The following is a 21,500-nucleotide window of genomic DNA, read 5'->3' as shown; positions in this document are numbered from 1 at the left end:
AGTCGGTGGCGCGTGCCACCGGAATCAGGATACCGATCATGCTGCCGAATACCCCCGATACGACGGATTCCGTCACACGCACGGAGCATGGCACCACTGCGTAGCAGTACGCACATCACTTCACCACGCCGCTTTTCGCCCAGTAGCGAATCCGATTCCTTAGGTGTCGGATTCAGAAGGTCACAGCACTGATTCCAGAAGCTGCTCGACGACGATTCGCTGGTGTCACGCCCGTTCGAAGCCGTTCAGCCCCAGTGTCATAACGCATCGCTTGCTCTCCGAGGCTCCTCCGCTCTGTTCGCGCACCTAGGCTGGGGTTATGGAGCGTACCGGCATGGAGAAGCAGGCCCGCAGAATCGTGGGCCGACAAGGCGGCACGATCTCGAGGCCACTCCATCCAGAAAGCTCAGAACGCTTCAATCTGGCGTATGTCCGCACCGGTCCGCGTACGCAGTTGCCGACTCTTGTCCTGCCGGGTGGTCCCGGTCTTGCCTCAGTCGTGCCGTACCGGTCCTTCCGGAAACTCGCCGCCCGCCGAAACCTCGATCTGCTCATGGTCGAGCACCGCGGTGTCGGCTTGTCCGGTCGCACCCAAGACGGCGCCGCCCTTCCGCGCGAATCGGTCACCATCGAATCAGCGGCGGACGATGTTGTCGCAGTTCTCGATGACGTGGGAGCAAAGAAAGCCGTCATCGTCGGATCCTCCTATGGTTCCTATCTGGCCCAGGCCGTAGCGGTACGCCATCCGGACCGAGTGGAATCTCTCGTTCTGGATTCCCCGATGCTCTCCGTGACGGGAGACCTGGCGGCAGTGCGCGCACATCGACGCAGTGTCCTTTGGGAGGGCGACTCGCCCGCACACGGCCGCGTCGCCGAACTCGTGCGACACCTGGCCGACGCAGGTGAGCCGATGCGCGCTCTTGGTCAAGTCGTGCAGGTGGTATACGAGTTCGCCGGTCCTGAAATCCTCGAACGGCTTCTCCGAGCGCGACTGCGTGGCCGACTGGGACGGCTCTGGAGCAGTCTCACCCACCTGAGCACCGGCGAGTTGGAGGGCGCGGGCACCCCGTTCTATATGGAACCGGCCCCCGTCGCAGGGATCGCTTACGGCCAGCTCGGCTACGGGCTACCCCCGGACGGCGGACCTCTCGACCCGCAACTGACGTTTGCCGAAGCAGCGGTCCGACAGCCTGACTACACCGGGGAACCACTCGACCTGCCCGCAGAGCTGCCCAACTATCGGTGGCCCACTGTCGTGGTCTCGGGCGATCGGGACCTCCGTACGCCTCGACCGGTCGCCGAACGGATCGTCGAGTTGGCACCGCAGGGTGTGCTGGTTCCTCTCGCGAACTCCGGGCACAGTGCGCTCGACACTCATCAGCTCGCCTTGCTGGACGTCATCCACGCGACACTTCGCGGGGGGGTCGACTCGGCTGCCCATGATGGCGAACCGAATTGCAGCGTTGCCTCGCAAGGGGGCCTCGAGGCTCGTCGGGACAGTGCTGACCGTTGCTGTCCGGGCGACGACGAGACCGTCGCGCTGACGTCCCGTTGCCGCAGAAGTCACCTCGCTCGTGCGTCCTTCAACAGCTTCTTCCGTCTGGCCTCGACTCGCCCGTGGGTGATACGCGGCGGTACAGCGTCTGACGCGTATTGCCGAGTTCTTCGGCAGCCCTGCGGCGTTGGTCTCTGGTCGACCAGCAGCCGGACCCAGATGCGCTGCTTCATCGACCTGGGCGGCGCTGCGTCGGCCCGCGAGCTGAGAACGATCCCCCCGGGGCGGGTACCACCGCGTACCCGCCGCGTCGGCACAACAGGGCTTGGGCAAACAGGTCTCCGCAATCAGGGATCCTCGCGAGAGCTGCTGCCTATACTCCCGACATGCTGATCATCGGGATTATCCTGTTCGGATTGATCGTCGGCGCCGTCGCCCAGCTCGTCATGGGCAAATCGAAGTCCGGAATCGACTGGACCCTGGCTTTCGTCGCCGGAGTCGGCGGCTCGTTCGTCGGCGGCCTGCTGATCAGCCTGCTCGCCGGGGACGGCCTCGACCTTCGCCCCAGCGGCATCATCGGCTCGTTGGCCGGCGCGATCATCGTGACCGCCGTCTGGTTGTGGTGGAAGAGGCGCGCCGACTCGTCCGTCGGGTGAGTCCCGACCGAATCCGGGACGCACACCGATCGGCGGCGAAATAGGCTCACTCCCACGACGAAGTTCCTCGACGGATACCTCGCATCACCATTGCCCGGTATCGCGCCGTGGATTCTCATGTCGGTGCTGTCGTCACCGGGCCGATTCGAGGAAGCTGTCTGTTTCGCGCTCGGTCTGACCCTGTTGACCCTGCGGCTGGGCACGCGGCGAGGAATCGCAATCCACGCTGGATCCCGACGTTCGTTCTGGTCGCCAGAATCTTCGGCTGAGTCACCGACTCTGCCGGACTCCGTCGGCATCGCCATGATTGCGGTCGGCGTCGTCGGAAACGTGATGATCGCCAAGGTCTTCCCGGCAACCGAAAAGACCGCAACCTGAGTGCGCCTTCACCGTCTTTACAGACTCGGTCGATCACTTCTCGCACGCAGACGACCTCACGGACCTCTACGACGAAGCGGTGGCGGTTCGGCTGAGCAGACACCGCATTATCTAGACGTTGAAGCGGAACTCCACGACATCGCCGTCGGCCATGACGTAGTCCTTGCCTTCCATCCGGACTTTGCCCCGGGCTTTGGCTTCGGCCATGGAACCGGCGGCGTCGAGGTCGTCGAACGAGACGATCTCGGCCTTGATGAATCCGCGCTCGAAGTCGGAGTGGATGACACCGGCGGCCTGCGGCGCGGTGTCGCCCTGGTGGATGGTCCACGCACGCGCTTCCTTCGGACCTGCCGTGAGGTAGGTCTGGAGGCCGAGGGTGTGGAAGCCGACCCGCGCGAGGGATGCGAGGCCCGGCTCGTCCTGACCGATCGAGTCGAGCAGTTCCTGAGCTTCTTCCGGCTCGAGTTCGATCAACTCGGACTCGACCTTGGCGTCGAGGAACACGCAGTCGGCGGGCGCGACCGCCTCGCGCAGTTCCTGCTTCTTCGCGTCGTCGGTGAGCACCGTCTCGTCGGCATTGAAGACGTACAGGAATGGCTTGGTGGTCATGAGGTTGAGCTCACGCAGCAGCGTGTAGTCGAGGGTGTCCTTCTTCGAGAACAGCGTCGCGCCCTCGTTGAGGACGGCCTGCGCCTTGACGGCTTCCTCGTACTGCGGCTTGAGATCCTTGTTCTTCTTCGCCTCCTTCTCGAGACGCGGGAGCGCCTTTTCGAGAGTCTGGATGTCGGCGAGGATCAGTTCGGTCTCGATGATCTCGATGTCGGCGAGCGGGTCGACGCGGCCGTCGACGTGGATCACGTCGTCGTCGGCGAACACGCGGACGACCTGGCAGATGGCGTCGGCCTCACGGATGTTGGCGAGGAACTTGTTGCCCAGGCCTGCGCCCTCGGAAGCACCCTTGACGATGCCGGCGATGTCGACGAAGGACACGGTCGCGGGCAGGATCCGCTGAGATCCGAAGATCTCTGCCAGGCGGTGGAGTCGCGGATCGGGCAGTTCGACCACACCGACATTCGGCTCGATGGTGGCGAACGGATAGTTCGCGGCCAGCACGTCGTTCTTGGTCAGCGCGTTGAAAAGCGTCGACTTGCCGACGTTGGGAAGACCGACGATTCCGAGGGTAAGGCTCACGGGTTCAATATTCTACGCAGACCCCGCGCGGGCCCCTCATCCGCACGCTATCCGCACCAGTTGCGCGATCCGTGCGGCCTGCTCGTCGTCGGGAACGGACGACCCGTTCGCCGCGAGTTCGCCGACCTTCTCGTTGATTTCCTGGTCGCTCGCATCTCCGTCGATCAAGGGGCACGTCTCGGTGACGATGGTCTCGATCGACGAGGTCTCCCGATCTTCGGCAAGCTGCGGATACCCGGCGCGGAAGGCTCCCACGAACGCACTCATCTTGGCGTCGTCGAACACTTCACCCGCTTTGCCGGCGGCGTCGGACGCGGCGTCCCGTACGGACGACGCGACGCCACCAGCCTGGTCCTGCACGTTCGTCGCCGCTTCGCTCACGGACGAGCGCACCCCGTCTTCCGTCGGTGCGTCCTCCGCGCTGCACGCGGTGAGGACGCCGGCACCCACGGCGACCAGCATTATCGCGACCCGCGTTCTCCGGGACATGCCCGTTCCATACGTCACGTTTCGAGCGTGCCACGAAAGGGGACTCCGGGACGGGCAAATCCGACAACCCGTTCATCCTCCGCTTCCGGGCATGGTCGCCGTAGATTACGGACGTCGGGCACGTCGACTCGTACTGACATGTCGGAAGGACCAGCGTTGACCGAATCGAAATCCAGCCCTTGGGGGACGAACCCCTCCCCGGCGTCGTCGAAGAAACCCGACCGCGGCACGCTCATCGGTGTCGGCGGAATGTGGCTCGCAAAGTGGTCCGCAATCCTGGTCGTGATAGCCGCGGGCGCCCTTGTGCTGGGCTGGATCATCCAGAAGATGTGGGTGATCGTTCTGCCGGTCGCCTTGGCGATCGTCGTCTCGACCATCCTCTGGCCGCCGACCCGGGCGATGACGAAACGTGGGCTTCCACCCGCACCCGCCGCGTCGATCACCCTCGTTCTGTTCTTCGCGATCGTGGGCGGGATCATCGCCGGCATCGTGCCCTCGGTCGTCAACCAGGTGCCCGACCTCGCCAACAAGGCCACCGAAGGCATCAACACGGTTCAGGACTGGGTCAAGGGTCCGCCGATCAACCTGCAGGACGAGCAGCTCGACAACGCGGTGGACGCTGTCGTCGAACGCGTGCAGGGCAGTGCCGCATCCATCGCGGGCGGTGTGTTCTCCGGTGTGACGACCGCCGGGTCGCTTCTCGTGACACTCGGACTCGTGCTCGTGCTCTCGTTCTTCTTCATCAAGGACGGACCGCGTTTCCTTCCCTGGCTGCATCGGGTGAGCGGCACCAACGCCGGCGCGCACCTCGAAGAGGTGTTCACACGGATGTGGGTCACCCTCGGAGGATTCATTCGCACGCAGGCTGTTGTGAGCCTCATAGACGCGGTCTTCATCGGCATCGGCCTGGTGATCCTCGGAGTACCGCTCGCGCCGGTGCTGGCGATCCTCACCTTCATCGGCGGATTCGTCCCCATCGTCGGCGCGTTCGTCGCCGGCGCGCTTGCGGTGCTGGTTGCGCTCGTCGCCAACGGGTTCACCACTGCCCTCATCGTGCTGGCGCTGATCATCGCCGTGCAGCAGATAGAGGGCAACGTCCTGCAGCCCGTGCTCCAGTCGCGGAGCATGAACCTGCACGCGGCTGTGGTGCTGCTCGCGGTCACCGCCGGATCGTCGCTGTTCGGCATCGTCGGAGCGTTCCTGGCGGTGCCGGTGGCTGCCGTCTCGGCCGTCGTGATCCGCTACATCGGCGAACAGATCGACAAGCGGGCAGTCGACGGGGAGCAGGACGACGTGACGATGGCGCTGCCGGCCCCCGGCGACACGGCGTTCCCCGATCCGAATGCATCCACCGACAAGACGCCCGACCCGGACCAGGACTGAAACCCGCGGAACTCGTGGGGGTCAGCTAGCGACCTGAACAGTGGATCCCGACCGGCCACGGATGACGTGGAGCCGGCTCGGGATCCGCTGCCGCATCTCGTCCACGTGGCTGACCACCCCGACCACACGGCCGCCTGCGCGCAACTCGTCGAGCACTCCCATCACCGCGTCGAGAGAGTCCGCGTCGAGGGTGCCGAAACCCTCGTCGATGAACATCGTGTCGAGCACCAGGCCCCCGGCTTCCGCCGCCACGACGTCGGCCAGGCCCAACGCCAGCGCCAGTGATGCTTGGAAGGACTCGCCCCCGGAGAGGGTCTTCGTCGAACGAACGACGCCGGTGTATTCGTCGTGGATGTCGAGTCCCAGGCCACCCCGCCGGCCCCGGGTCTCCGCCGCGTCGGAGTGCACGAACTCGTATCGGCCACCGGACATCCGGCGCAGCCGCTCGGACGCCGCTTCGGCGACCTCCTCGAGCCGGGCGGCGAGAACATACGACCGCAGCGACATCTTCTTGGCGTTGGACCCGCCGCCCGCGACGACATCCGCGAGGTCGGCGAGTTCGGCCTGCTCGTCGCGCAGAGGGACGAGCTTCGCGTACGCCTGCTCGAGCCGGGACGTGAACGCGTCGATGTCGAGCGCCCGCCGCGCCGACTCGGTCGCGGCCGCGTGTGCCTGGTCGAGCGCGGCAGCGCCCGCGGCAACCGTCGCCCTGGCGCCGGGCACGTCGGGCTGTTCGTCTCCGGTGAGCACGGCTATCGCAGGTTCGGCGAGAGTGGCCGTCGCGACTGCGCGTTCGTTGTCGGCGGCGCGGAGGACACGATCGATCTCGTCGAGCCGCTCGGCCGAACGGAGCGCAGCGCGCGCAGCCACCAGATCGGCGAAGCCGGCACCTTCCGCGGCGGCAACGGTCTCGGCGGATCGTTGCTCGGCGACGGTCCGGGCATGGGCAGCCGCCGAACGCGCGTCGAGCAGCGCGGTCGCCGCTGCGGCGAGCCCCGCGACACGGCGCCGTCGCGGTGCAAGGGACTCGGCGTCGCCGGCGGCCTCGGTGATACGGGTCCGGATCTCGGCGGCCTCGGCCGACAGCACTGCGTGGCGGCGATCCAGGTCGGCGAGTTCCGATTCCACCCGCTGAATCCGTTCGTCGAGATCGGTGGCGTGACGGTGCAGTTCGTCGACTTCGGCGCGTCGTCGAGCAAGTCGTGCGGCTTCGTTCTTCGCCTCGTCGTGGGCGCGCACCGCCTCTGCGTGGCGCAGGGCGAGTTCGTCGACGGGGATATCGCCGCAGCGCTGGCGCAGCATCGCGACGGCACCGGTCGTCTCGGTGGCGACGGTACGTGCCTCGGCGAGGGCTGTCTCCGCCCGCTGTTCCGCGGACTGTGCGGCGCTCTCGTCGTCCTTGGTGACGGTGTCCGGAGCCGGGACGGCGGGAGCGGGATGTTCGGTGGCGCCGCAGACTTCGCAGGGTTCGCCGGCGGTGAGCCGAGCGGCCAGTTCGGCCGCCATCCCCTCGATACGGCGACGGCGGATGTCGAGATGGGTGTCGCGGGCGTCGTTGAAGGCCGAGTGCAGTTCCAGAACCTGCTGCTGCGCCCGTTCGAGTTCGGCGCTGCGCGAAGCGAGTTCGGTCGCGGCCCCCAAAGAATCCGCAGCGAGATCGCGCGCGGCGACGAGCCCCGGGAGGGCCGCGGCGGCCTGCTCCGACGCACTCACCGACGCCACCGCGGCAGTCAGCCGGTCGGGTAGGGCCGTTCGCTCGGTAACCAGACGCCCACGCTCTTCGCCGAGGGTGCCACGACGTCCGGCTACCCGCGCCAGGTCTTCCTCGACGGTCGTCAGGCGCCGGTGTTGTTGCAGCAGGTCGTCGAGTCGGGCAGCCTCTGCCGACCACTGCTCGGACCGGGAACGGATCAGCGCGCGGTCGGTGTCGGCGGGGACGTCGCCGATCTCGGCCAGCAGCCTGCGGCCTTCGTCGTCTGCCCGTAGGGGTTCCGCGGCGACTTCCGCGGCACGGGCCGCCTTCTCTGCGTCCGTGCCGGCCCTCCCCGCGTCACGATCGAGGATCGACACCGATGTCGCGCGCTGTGCCGCGTCACGTTCGCTGCGCAACTCCTGCCGGACGGGTTCGGTCGCGTCGAGCGATTCGAGTGCTGCCAGAGCGTCGGTGCGACGACGCAGGCTCTGTTCCAGCGCCACGGCGGTGTCGAGCGCCTGCCGGTTCGTACGGTCGACCTCGCGGGCGCGTTCGAGGACCGAGGCGGCGGCATCGCGGGTGTCCGCGGCGTCGGCCGACAATCGGTGTGCCCATTCCACCGGGTCAGCGTCGGCACCCGCCTCGATGCCGGCGGCCGCGGCCACCTTGGCCGCGAGCAGGTCGACGGTTTTCTGTTGCTCGGCAAGGAGTTTGCCGCCGGTACCGCGGCGTTCGCGGAACCACTGCTCCACGTCTCCGAAGCGGGTGGTGTCGAACAGACGCTCGAGCAACTTGCCGCGTTCGTCGCTGCCTGCGCGCAGGAACTTCGCGAAATCGCCCTGGGGCAGAAGCACCACCTGGAAGAACTGTTCGGCGCTCATGCCGAGCAGCCCTTTGACGGCGTCGCCGATGTCGGGGATCCGGGACAGGTCGACCCCGTCCCCGTCGAGCCAGGTCAGTGTGGCTTTGGCCTGCTGTTTGACGGTGCCGGTGCCCCGCATCTTGGGGCGCTCGTATTCGGGGCTGCGTTCGAGGAGAATTCGCCGGCCGGAGATGGTGGCTTCGAGCCGGACTCGGGGAGCCAGGCCCGCCGGAGCGTGGTCGGAGAGCAGGCGGCGGCCGTCGGCCCGCGCGCCGGGCACCGTGCCGTACAAGGCGAAGGCCACCGCGTCGAGGATCGACGTCTTGCCCGCCCCCGTCTGTCCGTGGAGCAGGAACAACCCGTCGGCGCCGAGTTCGTCGAAGTCGATCTCGACGGTGTTCGCGAACGGGCCGAACGCGGTGACCTCGAGGGTGTGCAGCCTCATGCGGGCACATCCGTGCATGCGTGCAAGGCGGAGGGAAGCGCCTCGCCGACGCCCTGCTTGCGGTCGGCGTCGCGCAGAGCCTCGCCGATCCACCCGAGTTCGCGAGGCGACGGCGCGGACCGTACGTCGGCGAGGAAGGCCTCGGCGATCTGTACGTCGCTGCGTCCACGCACCTTGTCTCGGTAGCTGCCTTCGGAGGCGGTAGCGGGTCGCTGCCACTCGACGTGGACGGCGTACGGGAAGCGTTCCTGGAGCCTGCGCATCGCGTCGAGCGGACGAACCGGGTCGGTGAGCGTGGCGGATACATAGTGGTCGGCCGCCTCGGCGTGGGCGGGATCACCGAGCAGGGTGTCGAGCGTGCCGGTGAGCTGGGTCAGCGGCCGGACCACCGGAAGATCGATCCGGTCGACGGAACGGAGACCGGCTTCGCCCAGATCGACGACCCACACCGCTTTGCCGTGGGTGCGCTCGCCGAATGAATACGGCAGCGGCGATCCGGAGTACCGCACGTGTTCGGCGACCGTCTGCGGCGAATGCAGATGCCCGAGTGCCACATAGTCGGCACCGGCGAAGGAAGCCGCCGAGACCGTTTCGACGCCACCGACGGAGATGGATCGTTCCGACCCGGTGGGCTCGGCACCGACGACGAACGCGTGCGCGAGCACGACAGTGCGGACCGCTCTCTGCGCGGCGTCTTCCCGCACCCGATGCATCGCGGCATCCAGGATCTCCTGGTGTGAACGTGCCTTCGGAACACCGAGTTCGGCGCGGGTGATTTCGGGCTCGAGGTACGGAATGCCGTAGAACGCGACGGGCCCGTGCTCGTCGTGCAGGACGACGGGGTGCTCGATCTGCGATACCCGGGTGATCAGATGCAGACCGCCGTGTGCGGCGAACGCTGCTCCGGCTCCGAGTCGAACGGGCGAATCGTGGTTGCCCGAGGTCGCGACGATGACCGCGCCCGCCGCGCGGATCGCCTCGAAGCCCGCATTGCACACTGCGACGGCGTCGGAACTCGGAATGGACCTGTCGTAGACGTCGCCGGGAACGACGACCACGTCGATGTCCTGCGCGGCGACAAGCCCGGCGATCTCGTCGAGTGCACGACGCTGGTCGGCGAGAAGGTCGACACCGTGGAAGGTGCGCCCGATGTGCCAGTCGGAGGTGTGCAGGATCCGCATGGACACCGACGGTAGAGGAGCGTTCCGACACGGCCGGGTTGCGGGCGGGTGTCGGACGAGTCGGGCATCATGCGCCACATGACTGCACTCACGGCGCTCGGACTGCTCGTCGCCCTCGTTCTCGGTGCGGTCGTCGGGTGGCTCGCCCGCGCGTCGCGCGACGGTGACCGTGCGGCCCGGGCCGAGGCCGAACTGGCCGCGTTGCGCGGCAACGAAGCGCAGCTGCGGCAGTCGCTCGCAGCGGTGAGCGAGGACGCTGCCCGCCGCCAGTCGGGTGCGATCGGCGATCAGGTCTCGCGGTTGGTCGATCCGCTGCAGGACGCGGTCGGTGCCCTGGCCAGGCAGGTCGAGCAGGTCGAGCGCAGCCGGGTGCACGCGTATGCGGGACTCAGCGAACAGGTGGAAGGGATGCACCGGGTGTCGCAGTTGCTCTCCACCCGGACGCAGCAGCTCGTCACGGCACTGCGTGCACCGCAGGTCCGCGGACGGTGGGGTGAGATCCAGCTCGAGCGCGTCGTGGAGCTCGCCGGAATGGTCCGGCACTGCGACTTCGACACCCAGGTCGGCAAGGACGGGGTCCGCCCCGACCTCGTCGTCTACCTGGCGGGCGGCAAGCAGATCGTCGTCGACGCGAAGGTGCCGTTCGCCGCCTACCTCGATGCCGCCGAAGCCGATGATCCTGCCGAGCGCACCGGATATCTGACCCGTCACGCACGGCAGCTACGCACCCACATCGACCAGCTGTCCGCCAAGGCGTACTGGGAGTCGTTCGACCCGACCCCGGAGTTCGTGGTGCTGTTCGTCCCCGGCGACCCGTTCCTCGACGCCGCGCTGGGCGCAGACGCGGATCTGCTCGAGTACGCCTTCGCGAGGAATGTCATCCTCGCGACCCCCACGACGCTCGTGGCGCTCCTGCGCACCATCGCGCACACCTGGAGGCAGGAAGCGCTCTCCCGCGACGCTGCGACGATCCACCGGCTCGGCCGCGAGCTGTATCAGCGGCTCGGCGCGGTCGGTTCGCATCTCGACCGCCTCGGCTCGCAGCTGGGTAAGGCGGTCGAGACGTTCAACGTCACCGTGTCGTCGATGGAGACGAGGGTGGGCGTGACGGCCCGCAAACTGCACGACCTGGAGCTTTTCGACGGCGAGGTCCCCGAGGTGCGACGCGTCGAGGCATGGCCTCGGCGGAGCACGCAACCGGGCAGAACGGAATCCGACGGTCCTGTCGACGAAGCAAGCTGACGCCTGCGCGCTAGTGTTTAGCTCGTGTCTCCAACCCAACGTGCTCGCTCGGCGGTGCCGCTCGACACGCGGTCGTTGATTTCGACGGTTCCGGGTGTGCCGTGGTGGGGTGCGCTCGCCATCGCAGCCGGAGCCACCGCCGTCGGAATTCTGATCGACGCCGCGCGCGGCAACGAACTCACGGCCGCGTTCACCGCCTTCTACGTGCTCGGCTGCATCGCGGCTGTCGTCGCGGTTCGGCACACGGGGCTCTTCACCGCGATGGCGCAACCGCCGTTGCTCCTCATGGTGGCCGTGCCTCTGGGCCAGGAGGTCATTTCCACGGGTAGCTCGTCCGGTCTGAGGGACCTCGTGCTCAATGTGGCGTATCCGCTGGTCAATCGCTTTCCCGCGATGTTGCTTGCGACCGTCGGGGTGCTCCTGATCGGCGGTTTCCGGATCTACGCCGCGAAGCAGAGCGCGGGAGCACGTTCGCGTTCACCGCGTACGCGCGCGGCGTCGCGGACCCGGTCGGCACGTCCACGGTCCGCGGAGCGGGACACCGAGCCGAGGCGGGCACGGGCCGCCCGGGCGAATCCCCGGTCGGCACCGTCGTCGTCCGCCGCCGGAAAGGTGCCCGTCCGCAAGCCTGTGCCGCCGACAGCATCGGTGCGCGATGTTTCCGATACCCGCACCGGTGCCACCCCCCGTCGCCGTGCTGCGCCCGCAAGCGAGGTGGCGCGCACCGTCGATCCGGCATCGCGCGTGGAACGCACAGCACGGCGTCCCCGCGTGCCTCGCACCGATTTCGTGCCGCCGGTCGAAGAACGCGCCCCGCGCCGGCGTCCGCCGGCCTCCGAGGCGGTCCGTCCCGCGCAGCGGCCGGTCACGGCACCGCACCCGGCGCCGACCCATCAGCCGCCGCAGGTGCGGTACCGCGACCGCTACGAGGACTGACCCGCGGTCAGTTCCGCGCCGCGCGCAGTTCGCGGGGCAGTGCGAATACCAGGGTCTCGTTGGCCGTGGTCACCGACCGCACGTCGTGGAAGCCGTGCTCGTCGAGGAGATCGACCACACCCTGTACGAGGATCTCGGGGACCGAGGCACCCGAGGTGATACCGACGGTTTCGACTCCCTCGAGCCAGGCCGGGTCCACCTCGCGGGCGTAGTCCACCAGGTATGCGGCACGCGCACCGGCGTTGAGCGCGACCTCGACGAGCCGAACCGAGTTCGACGAGTTGCGCGATCCGACGACGATGACGAGGTCGCATTCGGGTGCCATCGCCTTGACCGCGACCTGCCGGTTCTGGGTGGCGTAGCAGATGTCGTCGCTCGGCGGGTCCTGCAACTGCGGGAACTTCTCGCGGAGACGCTGCACCGTCTGCATCGTCTCGTCGACGCTGAGCGTGGTCTGGGAGAGCCAGATGACCTTCTCGGGGTCGCGGATGGTGACCGCGTCGACCGCATCGGGACCGTCGACGAGTTGGACGTGCTCGGGTGCCTCTCCGGCGGTGCCCTCGACCTCTTCGTGGCCCTCATGACCGATCAGCAGGATGTCGTAGTCGTCCCGGGCGAAACGCTTGGCTTCCTGGTGAACCTTGGTGACCAGCGGGCAGGTGGCGTCGATGGTGCGAAGCTCACGCTCGGCGGCAGCCTCGTGCACGGCCGGCGACACGCCGTGTGCCGAAAAAACCAGCACCGATCCGGCGGGAACTTCGTCGGTCTCCTCGACGAAGACGACTCCTCGCTCGGCGAGGGTCTCGACGACGTGCCGATTGTGCACGATCTCCTTGCGGACGTAGAGGGGCGCACCGTACTTGTCGAGAGCCTTCTCGACCGTTTCGACAGCCCTGTCGACACCTGCGCAGTAACCGCGAGGTTCGGCAAGCAGCACTCGTTTACCCGAGGTGGCGCTACGGGCCGACCGAGTGATCCCGACTTCGAGTGGAACAGACGCAGACATACCACCAGAGTACGGGCCGCATCGCGCCCGGGCCCGGCTCGGCTACCAATCATGCGGTTCATCGGGCACGCTTGAGGCATGATCCGTCCACCGTTCATGGCACGGGTGGCCGCCGGCATGGCCGTCACCGCCTACGAAGAGACCCTCAAGCTCCCGAGTACCGCTGTGTCGCTACCGATGACGACGGTCAGCCAGATCCTCCAGACGACGATGCGGTTCCAACAGGTACTGACGTCGCTGGCCATCAAGGGCGATCATCTTTTCGAGTCCCTCGGCGCGCAGCCCGAGGAGAACCCGGAGTGGGCCGTGTTCGACGAGGCTGTTCCGTCGACCACCGGGAAAGGCACCGGCACGAACGGTGAGAAGCCGGCTACGCCCGGGCGCTTCGCGCTGTATTCGACGCCCCCGCCAGTGGCGGCCGACGAGACGGATCGCGGCACGGAAGACTCCCCCCGACCGGATGTCCCCGAACTCGATACCCCCGAACCCGGCGTCACGACCTCGAATCCCGCCGAGAAGGCTTCTCCCGCGAAGAAGCGGCCCGCCAAGAAGGCCGCCGCGAAAGCCGGAGCTGCGAAATCTGCGGCTGCGAAATCGGGGTCCACGAAGACCGCCGACGTCCCGGAGATCGTCGAGTACCTCGACTACGACGCGCTCACCCTCGCGCAGTTGCGTGCGCGTCTTCGCACGCTCTCGATCGAGGACCTGACGGCCCTGCTCGACTACGAAACCGCACATGCGGCTCGCGCCCCGTTCCTGACGATGTTGTCGAACCGGGTCACGAGCGTGCGTAACAAGTGACGGCGGCACAGCCCGCGGCGCGGCCGAACTCCCCGGAGAATCCGTGGCCCGTCCGCACCGTCTCGCAGAAGGTCGCCGGGTGGATCGACCGCCTCGGCACCATCTGGGTGGAAGGTCAGGTCACGCAGATCAACGCGCGCCCGGGCACCCGGACGGCGTTCCTGACCCTGCGCGACGCGTCCGTGGACATGTCGTTGCCGGTGACATGCTCGCCGCAGTTGCTGCAGAACTCGCCGGTCCCGATCACCGAGGGCAGCCGCGTCATCATGTTCGGCAAGCTCACCTACTGGGCGGGACGCGGCACGCTGTCACTGCGCGTGACGGAGATCCGGGCCGTCGGCATCGGTGAGTTGCTCGCCCGTATCGAACGGTTGCGGAGTCTGCTCGCGGCCGAGGGCCTGTTCGATCCGCGGCTCAAGCGGCCCTTGCCGTTCCTTCCCCGTCGCATCGGCCTGATCACCGGCCGCGCCAGCGCAGCCGAACGGGACGTGGTGTCGGTCGCTCAGCGGCGGTGGCCCGCCGTGCAGATCGATGTGCGGCACGCGACCGTGCAGGGCCCGACCGCGGTGCCGCAGATTTTGGACGCGCTCGAAGCGCTCGACGCCGACCCGGCAGTGGACGTGATCATCCTCGCCCGCGGCGGCGGCAGCGTCGAAGATCTGCTGCCCTTCTCCGACGAGGCGCTGTGCCGGGCCATCGTCGCATGCACCACACCCGTGGTCAGCGCCATCGGACACGAGCCCGACAGCCCGTTGTCCGATCATGTCGCCGACCTCAGAGCGGCGACCCCCACCGACGCTGCCAAGCGCGTCGTCCCGGATGCGGTCGCCGAGCAGTACCTGGTCGACGAACTGCGTGCCCGGTCCGCCTCGGCTCTGCGGAGCTGGGTGCGTCGGGAGGAACACGTGATCGCGCAGCTACGCGACCGGCCGGTGCTCGCCGACCCGTTCCGTGCGCTGGACCGCAGACACGAGGAGATCGACAGGCTGCGGACGGCGGGTCGCCGCGACATCGCACGGACGATCGCGATGGCGTCGTCGACGCTCGAGCACATGTGCGCGCGGCTGAGCACGCTCGGACCCGCAGCGACCCTGGCGCGCGGCTACGCCGTAGTCCAGCGGGTCGTCCCGGGTGGCAACCCGGAGGTGATCCGGTCGCTGGGCGAAATGCCCATCGGCACCCAGCTCCGGGTACGGGTGGCCGACGGCGCGGCACGGGCAGCAGTGATGGGACACGAGAAATGACGAACACGAGAACCGAGGCGACAACTGTGGACGAGGCCAACGCCGACGTGCGGGAATTCGGCTACGAGCGGGCACGCGACGAACTGGTCAACGTCGTGAAGATGCTCGAACAGGGCGGACTCGACCTGGACGAGTCGCTCGAACTGTGGGAGCGCGGCGAAGCACTCGCCAAGCGCTGCGAGGAACACCTCGCGGGTGCCCGCGAGCGGGTCGAGAGCGCACTCGCCCACGCGGACGACCTCGACACCGACGAAGACGAGGACACCGAGTACGACGACGAATGACGCCGCCGGTCAGGTCAGGGTTCGAGCGGCTCGGCCTGACCCGCGGCGGTCGCCAAGGTGGTGAACTCGGCCTCGTCGCCGGATCCGCCGATCAGGATCCGGACGTCACCGAAGTCGGACACCCAGAGCGGTTCGACGCCCTCGCCGCCGTAGACCACCCATTCGCGTCCGTCGATCTCGCGGAAATCGGTGACGGCACGCGAGCCGCCCGCGACGAAGGAGACGAGTTCGGTCGGGCCGGCGTCGGACTGGGTGAACCGGACGTACCGGCCCGCCTCCGTGATGTAGCCGACGGTGCTCGAGTCGCCACCCTGGGCACCGGCGATGATGCTGCGGCTACCCGAGTTGGCCTGCCACTCGTCGGGCACCTCGGGCTGACGGATCGGGAAGCCGAGTTCTCGCGCGTCGTACTGCAGACCTGCATCGACGTCGAACGACGGCACCGGACCGGCGGTCGGCCCTCCCGGGCTGAACGAGCACTGACTTGCGATCGCCGCGATCAGGAGACACAGCGCGACCAACGGAATCAGCGACCAGGCCATGTCGCGGGAGTCGTTGAGGATGCGGGGTTTGTCGGATGCCACGCATCCAGTCTGACAGCCCGATCTCGCGTGCGCCGAGGCCGCCCGGGTCCGGCACGCTGCGCTAGTGGCGATGGTGACACAATCAGGACGCGATACACGTATCGGATCGTGCGGGCGTCGAACGGCGGCCGCCCACGTGCCGGCGCTCCGCGTCGACCGAAAATCTTCAGGAGGCAGTAGCCCATGACGGCCAGCACCCCATCTCGTCGCGAAGCTCCGGACCGCAACCTCGCACTCGAGCTGGTGCGTGTGACAGAAGCCGCGGCGATGGCTGCGGGTCGCTGGGTGGGACGTGGCGACAAGGAAGGCGGCGACGGAGCCGCCGTCGACGCGATGCGTCACATGGTGAGCTCGGTGTCCATGCAGGGCGTCGTCGTGATCGGCGAGGGCGAGAAGGACGAAGCGCCCATGCTCTACAACGGCGAAGAGGTCGGCAACGGCGACGGCCCGGATTGCGATGTCGCGGTCGACCCGATCGACGGCACCACGCTGATGGCGAAGGGCGCGCCGGGGTCGATCGCGGTGCTCGCGGTCGCCGAGCGCGGCTCGATGTTCGATCCGTCCGCGGTGTTCTACATGAACAAGATCGCCGTGGGTCCCGAGGCTGCCGACGTGATCGACCTGTCCGCAGGTGTCGCCGAGAACATCCGCCGAGTCGCGAAGGCGAAGAACCGCGCGGTCTCCGACACCACCGTCATCATCCTCGACCGCCCGCGGCACGCCGAGATCATCCGCCAGATCCGTGAAACCGGTGCCCGCATCCGCCTCATCTCCGACGGTGACGTCGCCGGCGCGATCGCGACGGCACGCCCGGACTCCGGCGTCGACATGCTGCTCGGTATCGGCGGTACCCCCGAAGGCATCATCGCCGCGGCAGCGCTCCGCTGCATGGGCGGCGAACTGCACGGGCAGCTCGCTCCGACCGACGACGACGAGCGCCAGAAGGCCCTCGACGCCGGCCACGATCTCGACCGCATCCTCACGACCCGCGAGCTCGTCACGGGCGAGAACATCTTCTTCTGCGCGACCGGCGTGACCGACGGCGACCTGCTCAAGGGCGTGCGCTACTACGGCGGCGGCGCGACCACACAGTCGATCGTCATGCGAAGCAAGTCCGGCACGGTCCGGATGGTCGAGGCGTACCACCGTCTCGAAAAGCTCGGGGAATTCTCGTCCATCGACTTCCAGGGAGTCGAGGGCGCTGCGCCTCCGATGCCCTGATCTCGTCTGTGGCGCGGGGCGGTTCGACGGATTGTGTCGTCGTGCCGCCCCGCATCGCGACTGTGCCGGGCATACGGTGGATTCATGACCGACACATCCGAACAGTCTTCCCAGCAGTTCCGCATCGAGCACGACACGATGGGTGAAGTCCGGGTTCCGGTAGATGCCCTGTGGCGAGCCCAGACACAACGTGCCGTGGAGAACTTCCCCATTTCGGGTCGCCCGCTCGAGCCGGCGCAGATCCACGCCCTCGGCCTGCTCAAAGGCGCATGCGCACAGGTCAACAAGGACCTCGGATTGCTCGACGCCGCGAAGGCCGACGCGATCATCGCGGCGGCGAACGAGATCGCCGCGGGCAAGCACAACGACCAGTTCCCGATCGACGTCTTCCAGACGGGATCCGGCACCAGTTCGAACATGAACGCCAACGAGGTCATCGCCTCCCTCGCGAGCCGGTCGGGCGTCGAGGTCCACGCCAACGACGACGTCAACATGTCGCAGTCCTCGAACGACACCTTCCCCACCGCGACGCATGTCGCGGCGACGGAAGCGGTCGTGAAGGACCTGATCCCGGCGCTCGAACACCTCCGCGCGACACTTGCTGCGAAGTCCGAGGAATGGCGAACCGTCGTCAAGTCGGGCCGTACACATCTGATGGACGCCGTCCCGGTGACGCTGGGACAGGAGTTCGGGGGTTACGCCCGGCAGATCGAAGCGGGCATCGAGCGACTCGGCGCGACGTTGCCGAGGCTCGGAGAACTCCCCATCGGCGGGACCGCGGTCGGCACCGGCCTCAATGCGCCCGACGACTTCGGTGTCCGCGTGGTCGCGGAACTCGTGAAGGCGACGGGCGTCGAACACCTCCGTCCCGCGCTCGACAGCTTCGAGGCGCAGGCTGCACGTGACGGGCTGGTGGAGGCGTCCGGCGCGCTCCGGACCGTCGCGGTGTCGCTCACCAAGATCGCCAACGACGTGCGGTGGATGGGCTCGGGTCCGCTCACCGGTCTCGCGGAGATCCGTCTCCCGGACCTCCAGCCGGGCAGCTCGATCATGCCAGGAAAGGTGAACCCCGTTCTCCCCGAAGCGGTTACGCAGGTCGCAGCGCAGGTGGTCGGCAACGACGCCGCCATCGCGTGGGGTGGCGCGGGCGGAGCGTTCGAACTCAACGTCTACATCCCGATGATGGCCCGCAACCTGCTCGAGTCGATCCGGTTGCTCGCCAACGTCTCCCGCCTGTTCGCCGATCGCTGCATCGAAGGACTCACCGCCGACGTCGAGCGTCTGCGCACCCTCGCGGAATCCTCGCCGTCGATCGTCACGCCGCTCAACTCTGCGATCGGCTACGAGGAAGCGGCGGCCGTAGCGAAAGAGGCGCTGAGGGAAGGCAAGACCATCCGGCAGACCGTGCTGGACCGCGGACTGATCGGCGAGAGTCTCAGCGAGGAAGAACTCGACCGCCGGCTCGACGTGCTCGCGATGACGCGCGTCGACCGCGACAGCTGACCCGGCCGGCGCGGGCGCGCGTCACTCCTGGACGACCTCGGTGGCACCGTCGATGTAGGTGATGTAACCCGACTGGAAGTTGCTCCGGAACCCTCCGGGAACCACTTCCTCGTCGCTGATGGGGAAACCGAGTTCGCCGCCCGCGCCGCCGTCCGCCTCCCACGCGACCCGGATCTCGCCCCACACGATGTGGGCATCGGTGTCCGGGCTCCAGGCGATGACACCGCCCTGGAACTCGGCGACGTAGCCGTCACCGACCTCTTCCTGGTTGCCGGTCGCATTGCCGAGCGGACTCTCCGCGCCGCCGGACTCCATGTACTTGGCGAGGATCGGCCCGCTGAGTTCGACCTCCTCGCCGTTCGGTCCGGGCACGGCGCTCGACTGGTCGGCGGCCGGCTCGGACGGTTCGCCGGAAGCGGTGCTGTCGGCATCCTCGCCGGCGGTGATCGACTCGACCGCGCTCTGCGCCTGCGACCCGACGCTCTCGGCTGCGGATCCGACGGCACTCGTCGCGCTCCCCACCACGTCCGATGCGGAGTTGTCGTCCCCGCAACCGACAGCTACCAGTCCTACGGCGGCGACGGCCGCAGCGATGGACGCACTTCGTCGTGAAACTCTCATGGCGTCGCTCCTCGATGGCTTGCAGCCCCGTCGCGCGGCGCTGCCGGACGTTCGGACTCACACCGATTTCCAGGGTGCCCGATCTCGACACCGAATTCGGCGTTTCCGCGGTATCCGCGCGCGGTCGCTGATCGGGCGGCACAGTGCCTCTGCTGCCGTTAGGATTCGACGCAGCGAAAGAGGCCGACATGCGACTTTTACGCCGTCACCGTTCGACCATGGCCGTCACCGTCGTGGCACTCGTCGCCGCGGGATGCGCATCCACGAGCACCGAGAACACCGGAAGCAGCGGATCACCGTCACCGAACACGGCGACCGCGGAGCCCTCGGAAACCGTTGGTGCCCTGTCGCCACCCCAGGTGGCCGGGGTCGCGATCCCCGACGGGCAGATCGACGACGCGGTTGCCCAGGTCGGAGATCTCGCCCGAGGGCTGATGGACAGTTCCGGCATTCCGGGTATGGCCGTCGCGGTGGTGCACGGCGGTGAGACCGTCTTCGCCGAGGGTTTCGGGGTGCGCCGCGAAGGAAGCGACGAACCGATCGACCCGCAAACGGTCTTCCAGCTCGCGTCGATGTCCAAGCCCATCGGATCGACGGTCGTGGCCCACCAGGTCGACGAGGGCGTGGTCTCGTGGGACACGCCCGTCGTCGAGCATCTCCCGTCGTTCACCCTCGCCGACCCGTACGTCGGTTCCCATGTCACCGTCGGGGACCTGTATTCGCACCGCTCCGGCCTTCCCGAGCACGCGGGTGACGACCTCGAAGACATCGGCTACGACCGCGCCGAAGTGATCGAACGTCTTCGCTATCTTCCGCTGGGGCCGTATCGAATCACCTACGACTACACCAACTTCGGTCTCACCGCCGCTGCCGAATCCGTCGCGGTGGCCTCCGGGGAGGACTGGGCCGATCTGTCGGAGCAAGTTCTCTACGAACCGCTCGGCATGACGTCGACGAGTTCCCGGTTCGCCGACTTCGCGGCGCAGGAGAATCGCGCCCCCGGGCACATCCTCGTCGACGGGGAATATGTGGCACGCGACGTGCGGATGCCCGACGAGCAGTCCCCCGCCGGCGGAATCAGCTCGTCGGTCGAGGACGTCGCGAAGTGGCTGACCATGCTTCTCGCGGACGGCGAGTACGAGGGCGGACGCATCGCATCGTCCGCGGCGCTGCAAGCAGCGTTCACACCCCAGTCGACGTCGTCGCCGCCCGAGACGCCGGACAGCCGGGCAGGCTCCTACGGTTACGGATTCAATGTCGGCACGAGTCCCGCCGGTCGCGTGACGCTGAGCCATTCGGGAGCATTCGCGTCCGGTGCCGCGACCGCGTTCACCGCGATTCCGTCCGCCGACGTCGCGATCGTCGTCCTGACCAACGCCGCACCCATCGGGGTGCCGGAGACTCTCGCGGCGGAGTTCGCGGACCTGGTGCAGTTCGGGGAGGTCCGCGAGGACTGGTCCGACCTGTACACCGGCGCGTTTTCGTCCTTCGCGGATCCGGTCGGGTCACTCGTCGGTCAGTCACCACCGGCCGATCCGGAGCCGCCCAAGCCCCTCGCCGACTACACCGGCGTCTACGACAACGAGTACTTCGGCCCGGCCCGGATCGAGGAAGACGACGGCGAGCTGGCCTTGGTGATCGGCCCCGACGACCGGACGTACCCGCTGACGCACTGGGACGGCGACGTGTTCACTTTCCCGCTCAGCAACGAGAACGCTCCCGACGGCACGATTTCGAAAGCTGTGTTCACACCGGACGACGTCACATTCGAGTACTGGGACACCAACGGCCTGGGCACATTCCGCAAAGGAGACGCATGAGCGAGGACAGCACCACCATCCCGGCCTCGGGTAGCTCCATCGTCACGGTTCAGAGTTTCCTCGACGCACTGACGTCGGGGGAACTCGACGCCGCGACGGATCTGCTCACCGACGACATCGCATGGCACAACACGTCCCTCCCGACCGTGCGCGGCCGCAGCCGGGTACGCGGCATGCTCCACGGAATGGCACGTCCGTGGGTCGGGTTCGAGGTCGTGACCCACCACATCGCGACGGACGGGGACGTCGTCCTCACCGAACGGACCGACATCTTCCGATTGGGGCCGGTCGAGATCGGCTTCTGGGTGTGCGGCACCTTCCATCTGCGCGACGGGCGGATCGCCGTATGGGACGACCACTTCTCCCCCGGCAACATGGCGCTGGGAGCACTCCGCGGGCTCCTGCACGCTGTGACCGGGCGCCGGGCGGTCGCGGCATAGAATTCTGCGGTCATCGAAACGGTCG

Annotated in this window: 20 protein-coding genes; 13 read left to right on the top strand and 7 right to left on the bottom strand. The window is 67.7% G+C overall.

The window, feature by feature from the left end; genetic code table 11:
- Positions 1-319: 319 nt before the first annotated feature.
- The 3 genes from RDCOP1_RS22040 (at position 320) to RDCOP1_RS09230 (ending at position 2,529) form a co-directional block, all read left to right on the top strand.
- Positions 320-1,888 (top strand): alpha/beta fold hydrolase, encoded by a 1,569-nt coding sequence (locus RDCOP1_RS22040; RefSeq protein WP_084722525.1) that lies wholly within the window; start codon positions 320-322, stop codon positions 1,886-1,888.
- Positions 1,882-2,151 (top strand): hypothetical protein, encoded by a 270-nt coding sequence (locus RDCOP1_RS09235; RefSeq protein WP_072699835.1) that lies wholly within the window; start codon positions 1,882-1,884, stop codon positions 2,149-2,151. The genes RDCOP1_RS22040 and RDCOP1_RS09235 overlap by 7 nt, the downstream gene beginning before the upstream one ends.
- Positions 2,152-2,268: 117 nt before the next feature.
- The gene (locus RDCOP1_RS09230) at positions 2,269-2,529 is read left to right on the top strand and encodes a hypothetical protein (protein ID WP_169848865.1); all 261 of its coding nucleotides are present in this window, start codon (positions 2,269-2,271) and stop codon (positions 2,527-2,529) included.
- Positions 2,530-2,640: 111 nt separating this feature from the next.
- On the opposite strand, the gene ychF is transcribed toward RDCOP1_RS09230, so the two are convergent.
- Both ychF and RDCOP1_RS09220 read right to left on the bottom strand, forming a co-directional pair.
- The gene (ychF, locus tag RDCOP1_RS09225) at positions 2,641-3,720 is read right to left on the bottom strand and encodes a redox-regulated ATPase YchF (RefSeq protein ID WP_072699833.1); all 1,080 of its coding nucleotides are present in this window, start codon (positions 3,718-3,720) and stop codon (positions 2,641-2,643) included.
- A 36-nt stretch (positions 3,721-3,756) separates the two neighbouring features.
- A complete protein-coding gene (locus RDCOP1_RS09220) occupies positions 3,757-4,227 on the bottom strand; it encodes a hypothetical protein (protein WP_307718192.1) in 471 nt (156 codons plus the stop codon).
- Positions 4,228-4,458: 231 nt separating this feature from the next.
- On the opposite strand from RDCOP1_RS09220, the gene RDCOP1_RS09215 reads away from it, so the two are divergent.
- On the top strand, positions 4,459-5,592 hold the full coding sequence (locus RDCOP1_RS09215; protein WP_231923042.1) for an AI-2E family transporter: 1,134 nt from the start codon (positions 4,459-4,461) through the stop codon (positions 5,590-5,592).
- Between the two features lie 21 nt (positions 5,593-5,613).
- On the opposite strand, the gene RDCOP1_RS09210 is transcribed toward RDCOP1_RS09215, so the two are convergent.
- Positions 5,614-8,592, bottom strand: a complete 2,979-nt coding sequence (locus RDCOP1_RS09210; protein ID WP_072699830.1) for an AAA family ATPase — start codon at positions 8,590-8,592, stop codon at positions 5,614-5,616.
- On the bottom strand, positions 8,589-9,773 hold the full coding sequence (locus tag RDCOP1_RS09205) for an exonuclease SbcCD subunit D (protein WP_072699829.1): 1,185 nt from the start codon (positions 9,771-9,773) through the stop codon (positions 8,589-8,591). Before RDCOP1_RS09205 ends, RDCOP1_RS09210 begins: the two co-directional genes overlap by 4 nt.
- A 78-nt stretch (positions 9,774-9,851) precedes the next feature.
- Between RDCOP1_RS09205 and RDCOP1_RS09200 the strand changes: the two genes are divergently transcribed.
- Both RDCOP1_RS09200 and RDCOP1_RS09195 read left to right on the top strand, forming a co-directional pair.
- On the top strand, positions 9,852-11,015 hold the full coding sequence (locus RDCOP1_RS09200; RefSeq protein ID WP_072700361.1) for a DNA recombination protein RmuC: 1,164 nt from the start codon (positions 9,852-9,854) through the stop codon (positions 11,013-11,015).
- Positions 11,016-11,039: 24 nt separating this feature from the next.
- Entirely contained in the window at positions 11,040-11,951 is a 912-nt protein-coding gene (locus RDCOP1_RS09195) for a DUF6542 domain-containing protein (protein WP_072699828.1), read from the top strand.
- Between the two features lie 7 nt (positions 11,952-11,958).
- On the opposite strand, the gene RDCOP1_RS09190 is transcribed toward RDCOP1_RS09195, so the two are convergent.
- Positions 11,959-12,957, bottom strand: a complete 999-nt coding sequence (locus RDCOP1_RS09190; protein ID WP_072699827.1) for a 4-hydroxy-3-methylbut-2-enyl diphosphate reductase — start codon at positions 12,955-12,957, stop codon at positions 11,959-11,961.
- A gap of 78 nt (positions 12,958-13,035) precedes the next feature.
- On the opposite strand from RDCOP1_RS09190, the gene RDCOP1_RS09185 reads away from it, so the two are divergent.
- From RDCOP1_RS09185 to RDCOP1_RS09175, 3 genes are read left to right on the top strand one after another with little or no spacing between them, the layout of a single operon-like run.
- Positions 13,036-13,758, top strand: coding sequence for a lipid droplet-associated protein (locus RDCOP1_RS09185; RefSeq protein WP_072699826.1), 723 nt, complete (start codon positions 13,036-13,038; stop codon positions 13,756-13,758).
- Complete coding sequence (xseA, locus tag RDCOP1_RS09180) at positions 13,755-15,002, top strand: exodeoxyribonuclease VII large subunit (RefSeq protein WP_072699825.1); 1,248 nt, start codon at positions 13,755-13,757, stop codon at positions 15,000-15,002. Before RDCOP1_RS09185 ends, xseA begins: the two co-directional genes overlap by 4 nt.
- Positions 14,999-15,286, top strand: coding sequence for an exodeoxyribonuclease VII small subunit (locus RDCOP1_RS09175; RefSeq protein ID WP_072699824.1), 288 nt, complete (start codon positions 14,999-15,001; stop codon positions 15,284-15,286). The genes xseA and RDCOP1_RS09175 overlap by 4 nt, the downstream gene beginning before the upstream one ends.
- Before the next feature lie 14 nt (positions 15,287-15,300).
- Here the strand turns inward: RDCOP1_RS09175 and RDCOP1_RS09170 are convergent, their stop codons facing one another.
- Complete coding sequence (locus RDCOP1_RS09170) at positions 15,301-15,870, bottom strand: DUF4245 domain-containing protein (protein ID WP_072699823.1); 570 nt, start codon at positions 15,868-15,870, stop codon at positions 15,301-15,303.
- 183 nt (positions 15,871-16,053) lie between these two features.
- Here RDCOP1_RS09170 and glpX point away from each other — a divergent pair, with 183 nt between their 5' ends.
- Both glpX and RDCOP1_RS09160 read left to right on the top strand, forming a co-directional pair.
- Positions 16,054-17,091, top strand: a complete 1,038-nt coding sequence (glpX, locus tag RDCOP1_RS09165; RefSeq protein ID WP_072699822.1) for a class II fructose-bisphosphatase — start codon at positions 16,054-16,056, stop codon at positions 17,089-17,091.
- An 84-nt stretch (positions 17,092-17,175) separates the two neighbouring features.
- Positions 17,176-18,594, top strand: a complete 1,419-nt coding sequence (locus RDCOP1_RS09160; RefSeq protein ID WP_072699821.1) for a class II fumarate hydratase — start codon at positions 17,176-17,178, stop codon at positions 18,592-18,594.
- 21 nt (positions 18,595-18,615) lie between these two features.
- On the opposite strand, the gene RDCOP1_RS09155 is transcribed toward RDCOP1_RS09160, so the two are convergent.
- Positions 18,616-19,215 (bottom strand): LGFP repeat-containing protein, encoded by a 600-nt coding sequence (locus RDCOP1_RS09155; protein WP_072699820.1) that lies wholly within the window; start codon positions 19,213-19,215, stop codon positions 18,616-18,618.
- Positions 19,216-19,403: 188 nt separating this feature from the next.
- Between RDCOP1_RS09155 and RDCOP1_RS09150 the strand changes: the two genes are divergently transcribed.
- Both RDCOP1_RS09150 and RDCOP1_RS09145 read left to right on the top strand, forming a co-directional pair.
- The gene (locus RDCOP1_RS09150; protein ID WP_072699819.1) at positions 19,404-21,035 is read left to right on the top strand and encodes a serine hydrolase; all 1,632 of its coding nucleotides are present in this window, start codon (positions 19,404-19,406) and stop codon (positions 21,033-21,035) included.
- On the top strand, positions 21,032-21,475 hold the full coding sequence (locus tag RDCOP1_RS09145; RefSeq protein ID WP_072699818.1) for a limonene-1,2-epoxide hydrolase family protein: 444 nt from the start codon (positions 21,032-21,034) through the stop codon (positions 21,473-21,475). The genes RDCOP1_RS09150 and RDCOP1_RS09145 overlap by 4 nt, the downstream gene beginning before the upstream one ends.
- The last annotated feature ends 25 nt before the right edge of the window (positions 21,476-21,500 follow it).

Source organism: Rhodococcus coprophilus NBRC 100603 (assembly GCF_001895045.1).
GTDB classification, from domain to species: domain Bacteria; phylum Actinomycetota; class Actinomycetes; order Mycobacteriales; family Mycobacteriaceae; genus Rhodococcus; species Rhodococcus coprophilus.
This window is presented reverse-complemented; position numbering and strand designations above follow the sequence as displayed.

Coding starts and splice junctions, on each gene's coding strand:
- RDCOP1_RS09205 (WP_072699829.1), bottom strand. CDS start 9,773: ATGCGGATCCTGCACACCTCCGACTGGCACATCGGGCGCACCTTCCAC.
- RDCOP1_RS22040 (WP_084722525.1), top strand. CDS start 320: ATGGAGCGTACCGGCATGGAGAAGCAGGCCCGCAGAATCGTGGGCCGA.
- RDCOP1_RS09175 (WP_072699824.1), top strand. CDS start 14,999: ATGACGAACACGAGAACCGAGGCGACAACTGTGGACGAGGCCAACGCC.
- RDCOP1_RS09190 (WP_072699827.1), bottom strand. CDS start 12,957: ATGTCTGCGTCTGTTCCACTCGAAGTCGGGATCACTCGGTCGGCCCGT.
- RDCOP1_RS09185 (WP_072699826.1), top strand. CDS start 13,036: ATGATCCGTCCACCGTTCATGGCACGGGTGGCCGCCGGCATGGCCGTC.
- RDCOP1_RS09150 (WP_072699819.1), top strand. CDS start 19,404: ATGCGACTTTTACGCCGTCACCGTTCGACCATGGCCGTCACCGTCGTG.
- RDCOP1_RS09235 (WP_072699835.1), top strand. CDS start 1,882: ATGCTGATCATCGGGATTATCCTGTTCGGATTGATCGTCGGCGCCGTC.
- RDCOP1_RS09215 (WP_231923042.1), top strand. CDS start 4,459: ATGTGGCTCGCAAAGTGGTCCGCAATCCTGGTCGTGATAGCCGCGGGC.
- RDCOP1_RS09230 (WP_169848865.1), top strand. CDS start 2,269: ATGTCGGTGCTGTCGTCACCGGGCCGATTCGAGGAAGCTGTCTGTTTC.
- glpX (WP_072699822.1), top strand. CDS start 16,054: ATGACGGCCAGCACCCCATCTCGTCGCGAAGCTCCGGACCGCAACCTC.
- RDCOP1_RS09160 (WP_072699821.1), top strand. CDS start 17,176: ATGACCGACACATCCGAACAGTCTTCCCAGCAGTTCCGCATCGAGCAC.
- RDCOP1_RS09210 (WP_072699830.1), bottom strand. CDS start 8,592: ATGAGGCTGCACACCCTCGAGGTCACCGCGTTCGGCCCGTTCGCGAAC.
- RDCOP1_RS09145 (WP_072699818.1), top strand. CDS start 21,032: ATGAGCGAGGACAGCACCACCATCCCGGCCTCGGGTAGCTCCATCGTC.
- RDCOP1_RS09200 (WP_072700361.1), top strand. CDS start 9,852: ATGACTGCACTCACGGCGCTCGGACTGCTCGTCGCCCTCGTTCTCGGT.
- RDCOP1_RS09155 (WP_072699820.1), bottom strand. CDS start 19,215: ATGAGAGTTTCACGACGAAGTGCGTCCATCGCTGCGGCCGTCGCCGCC.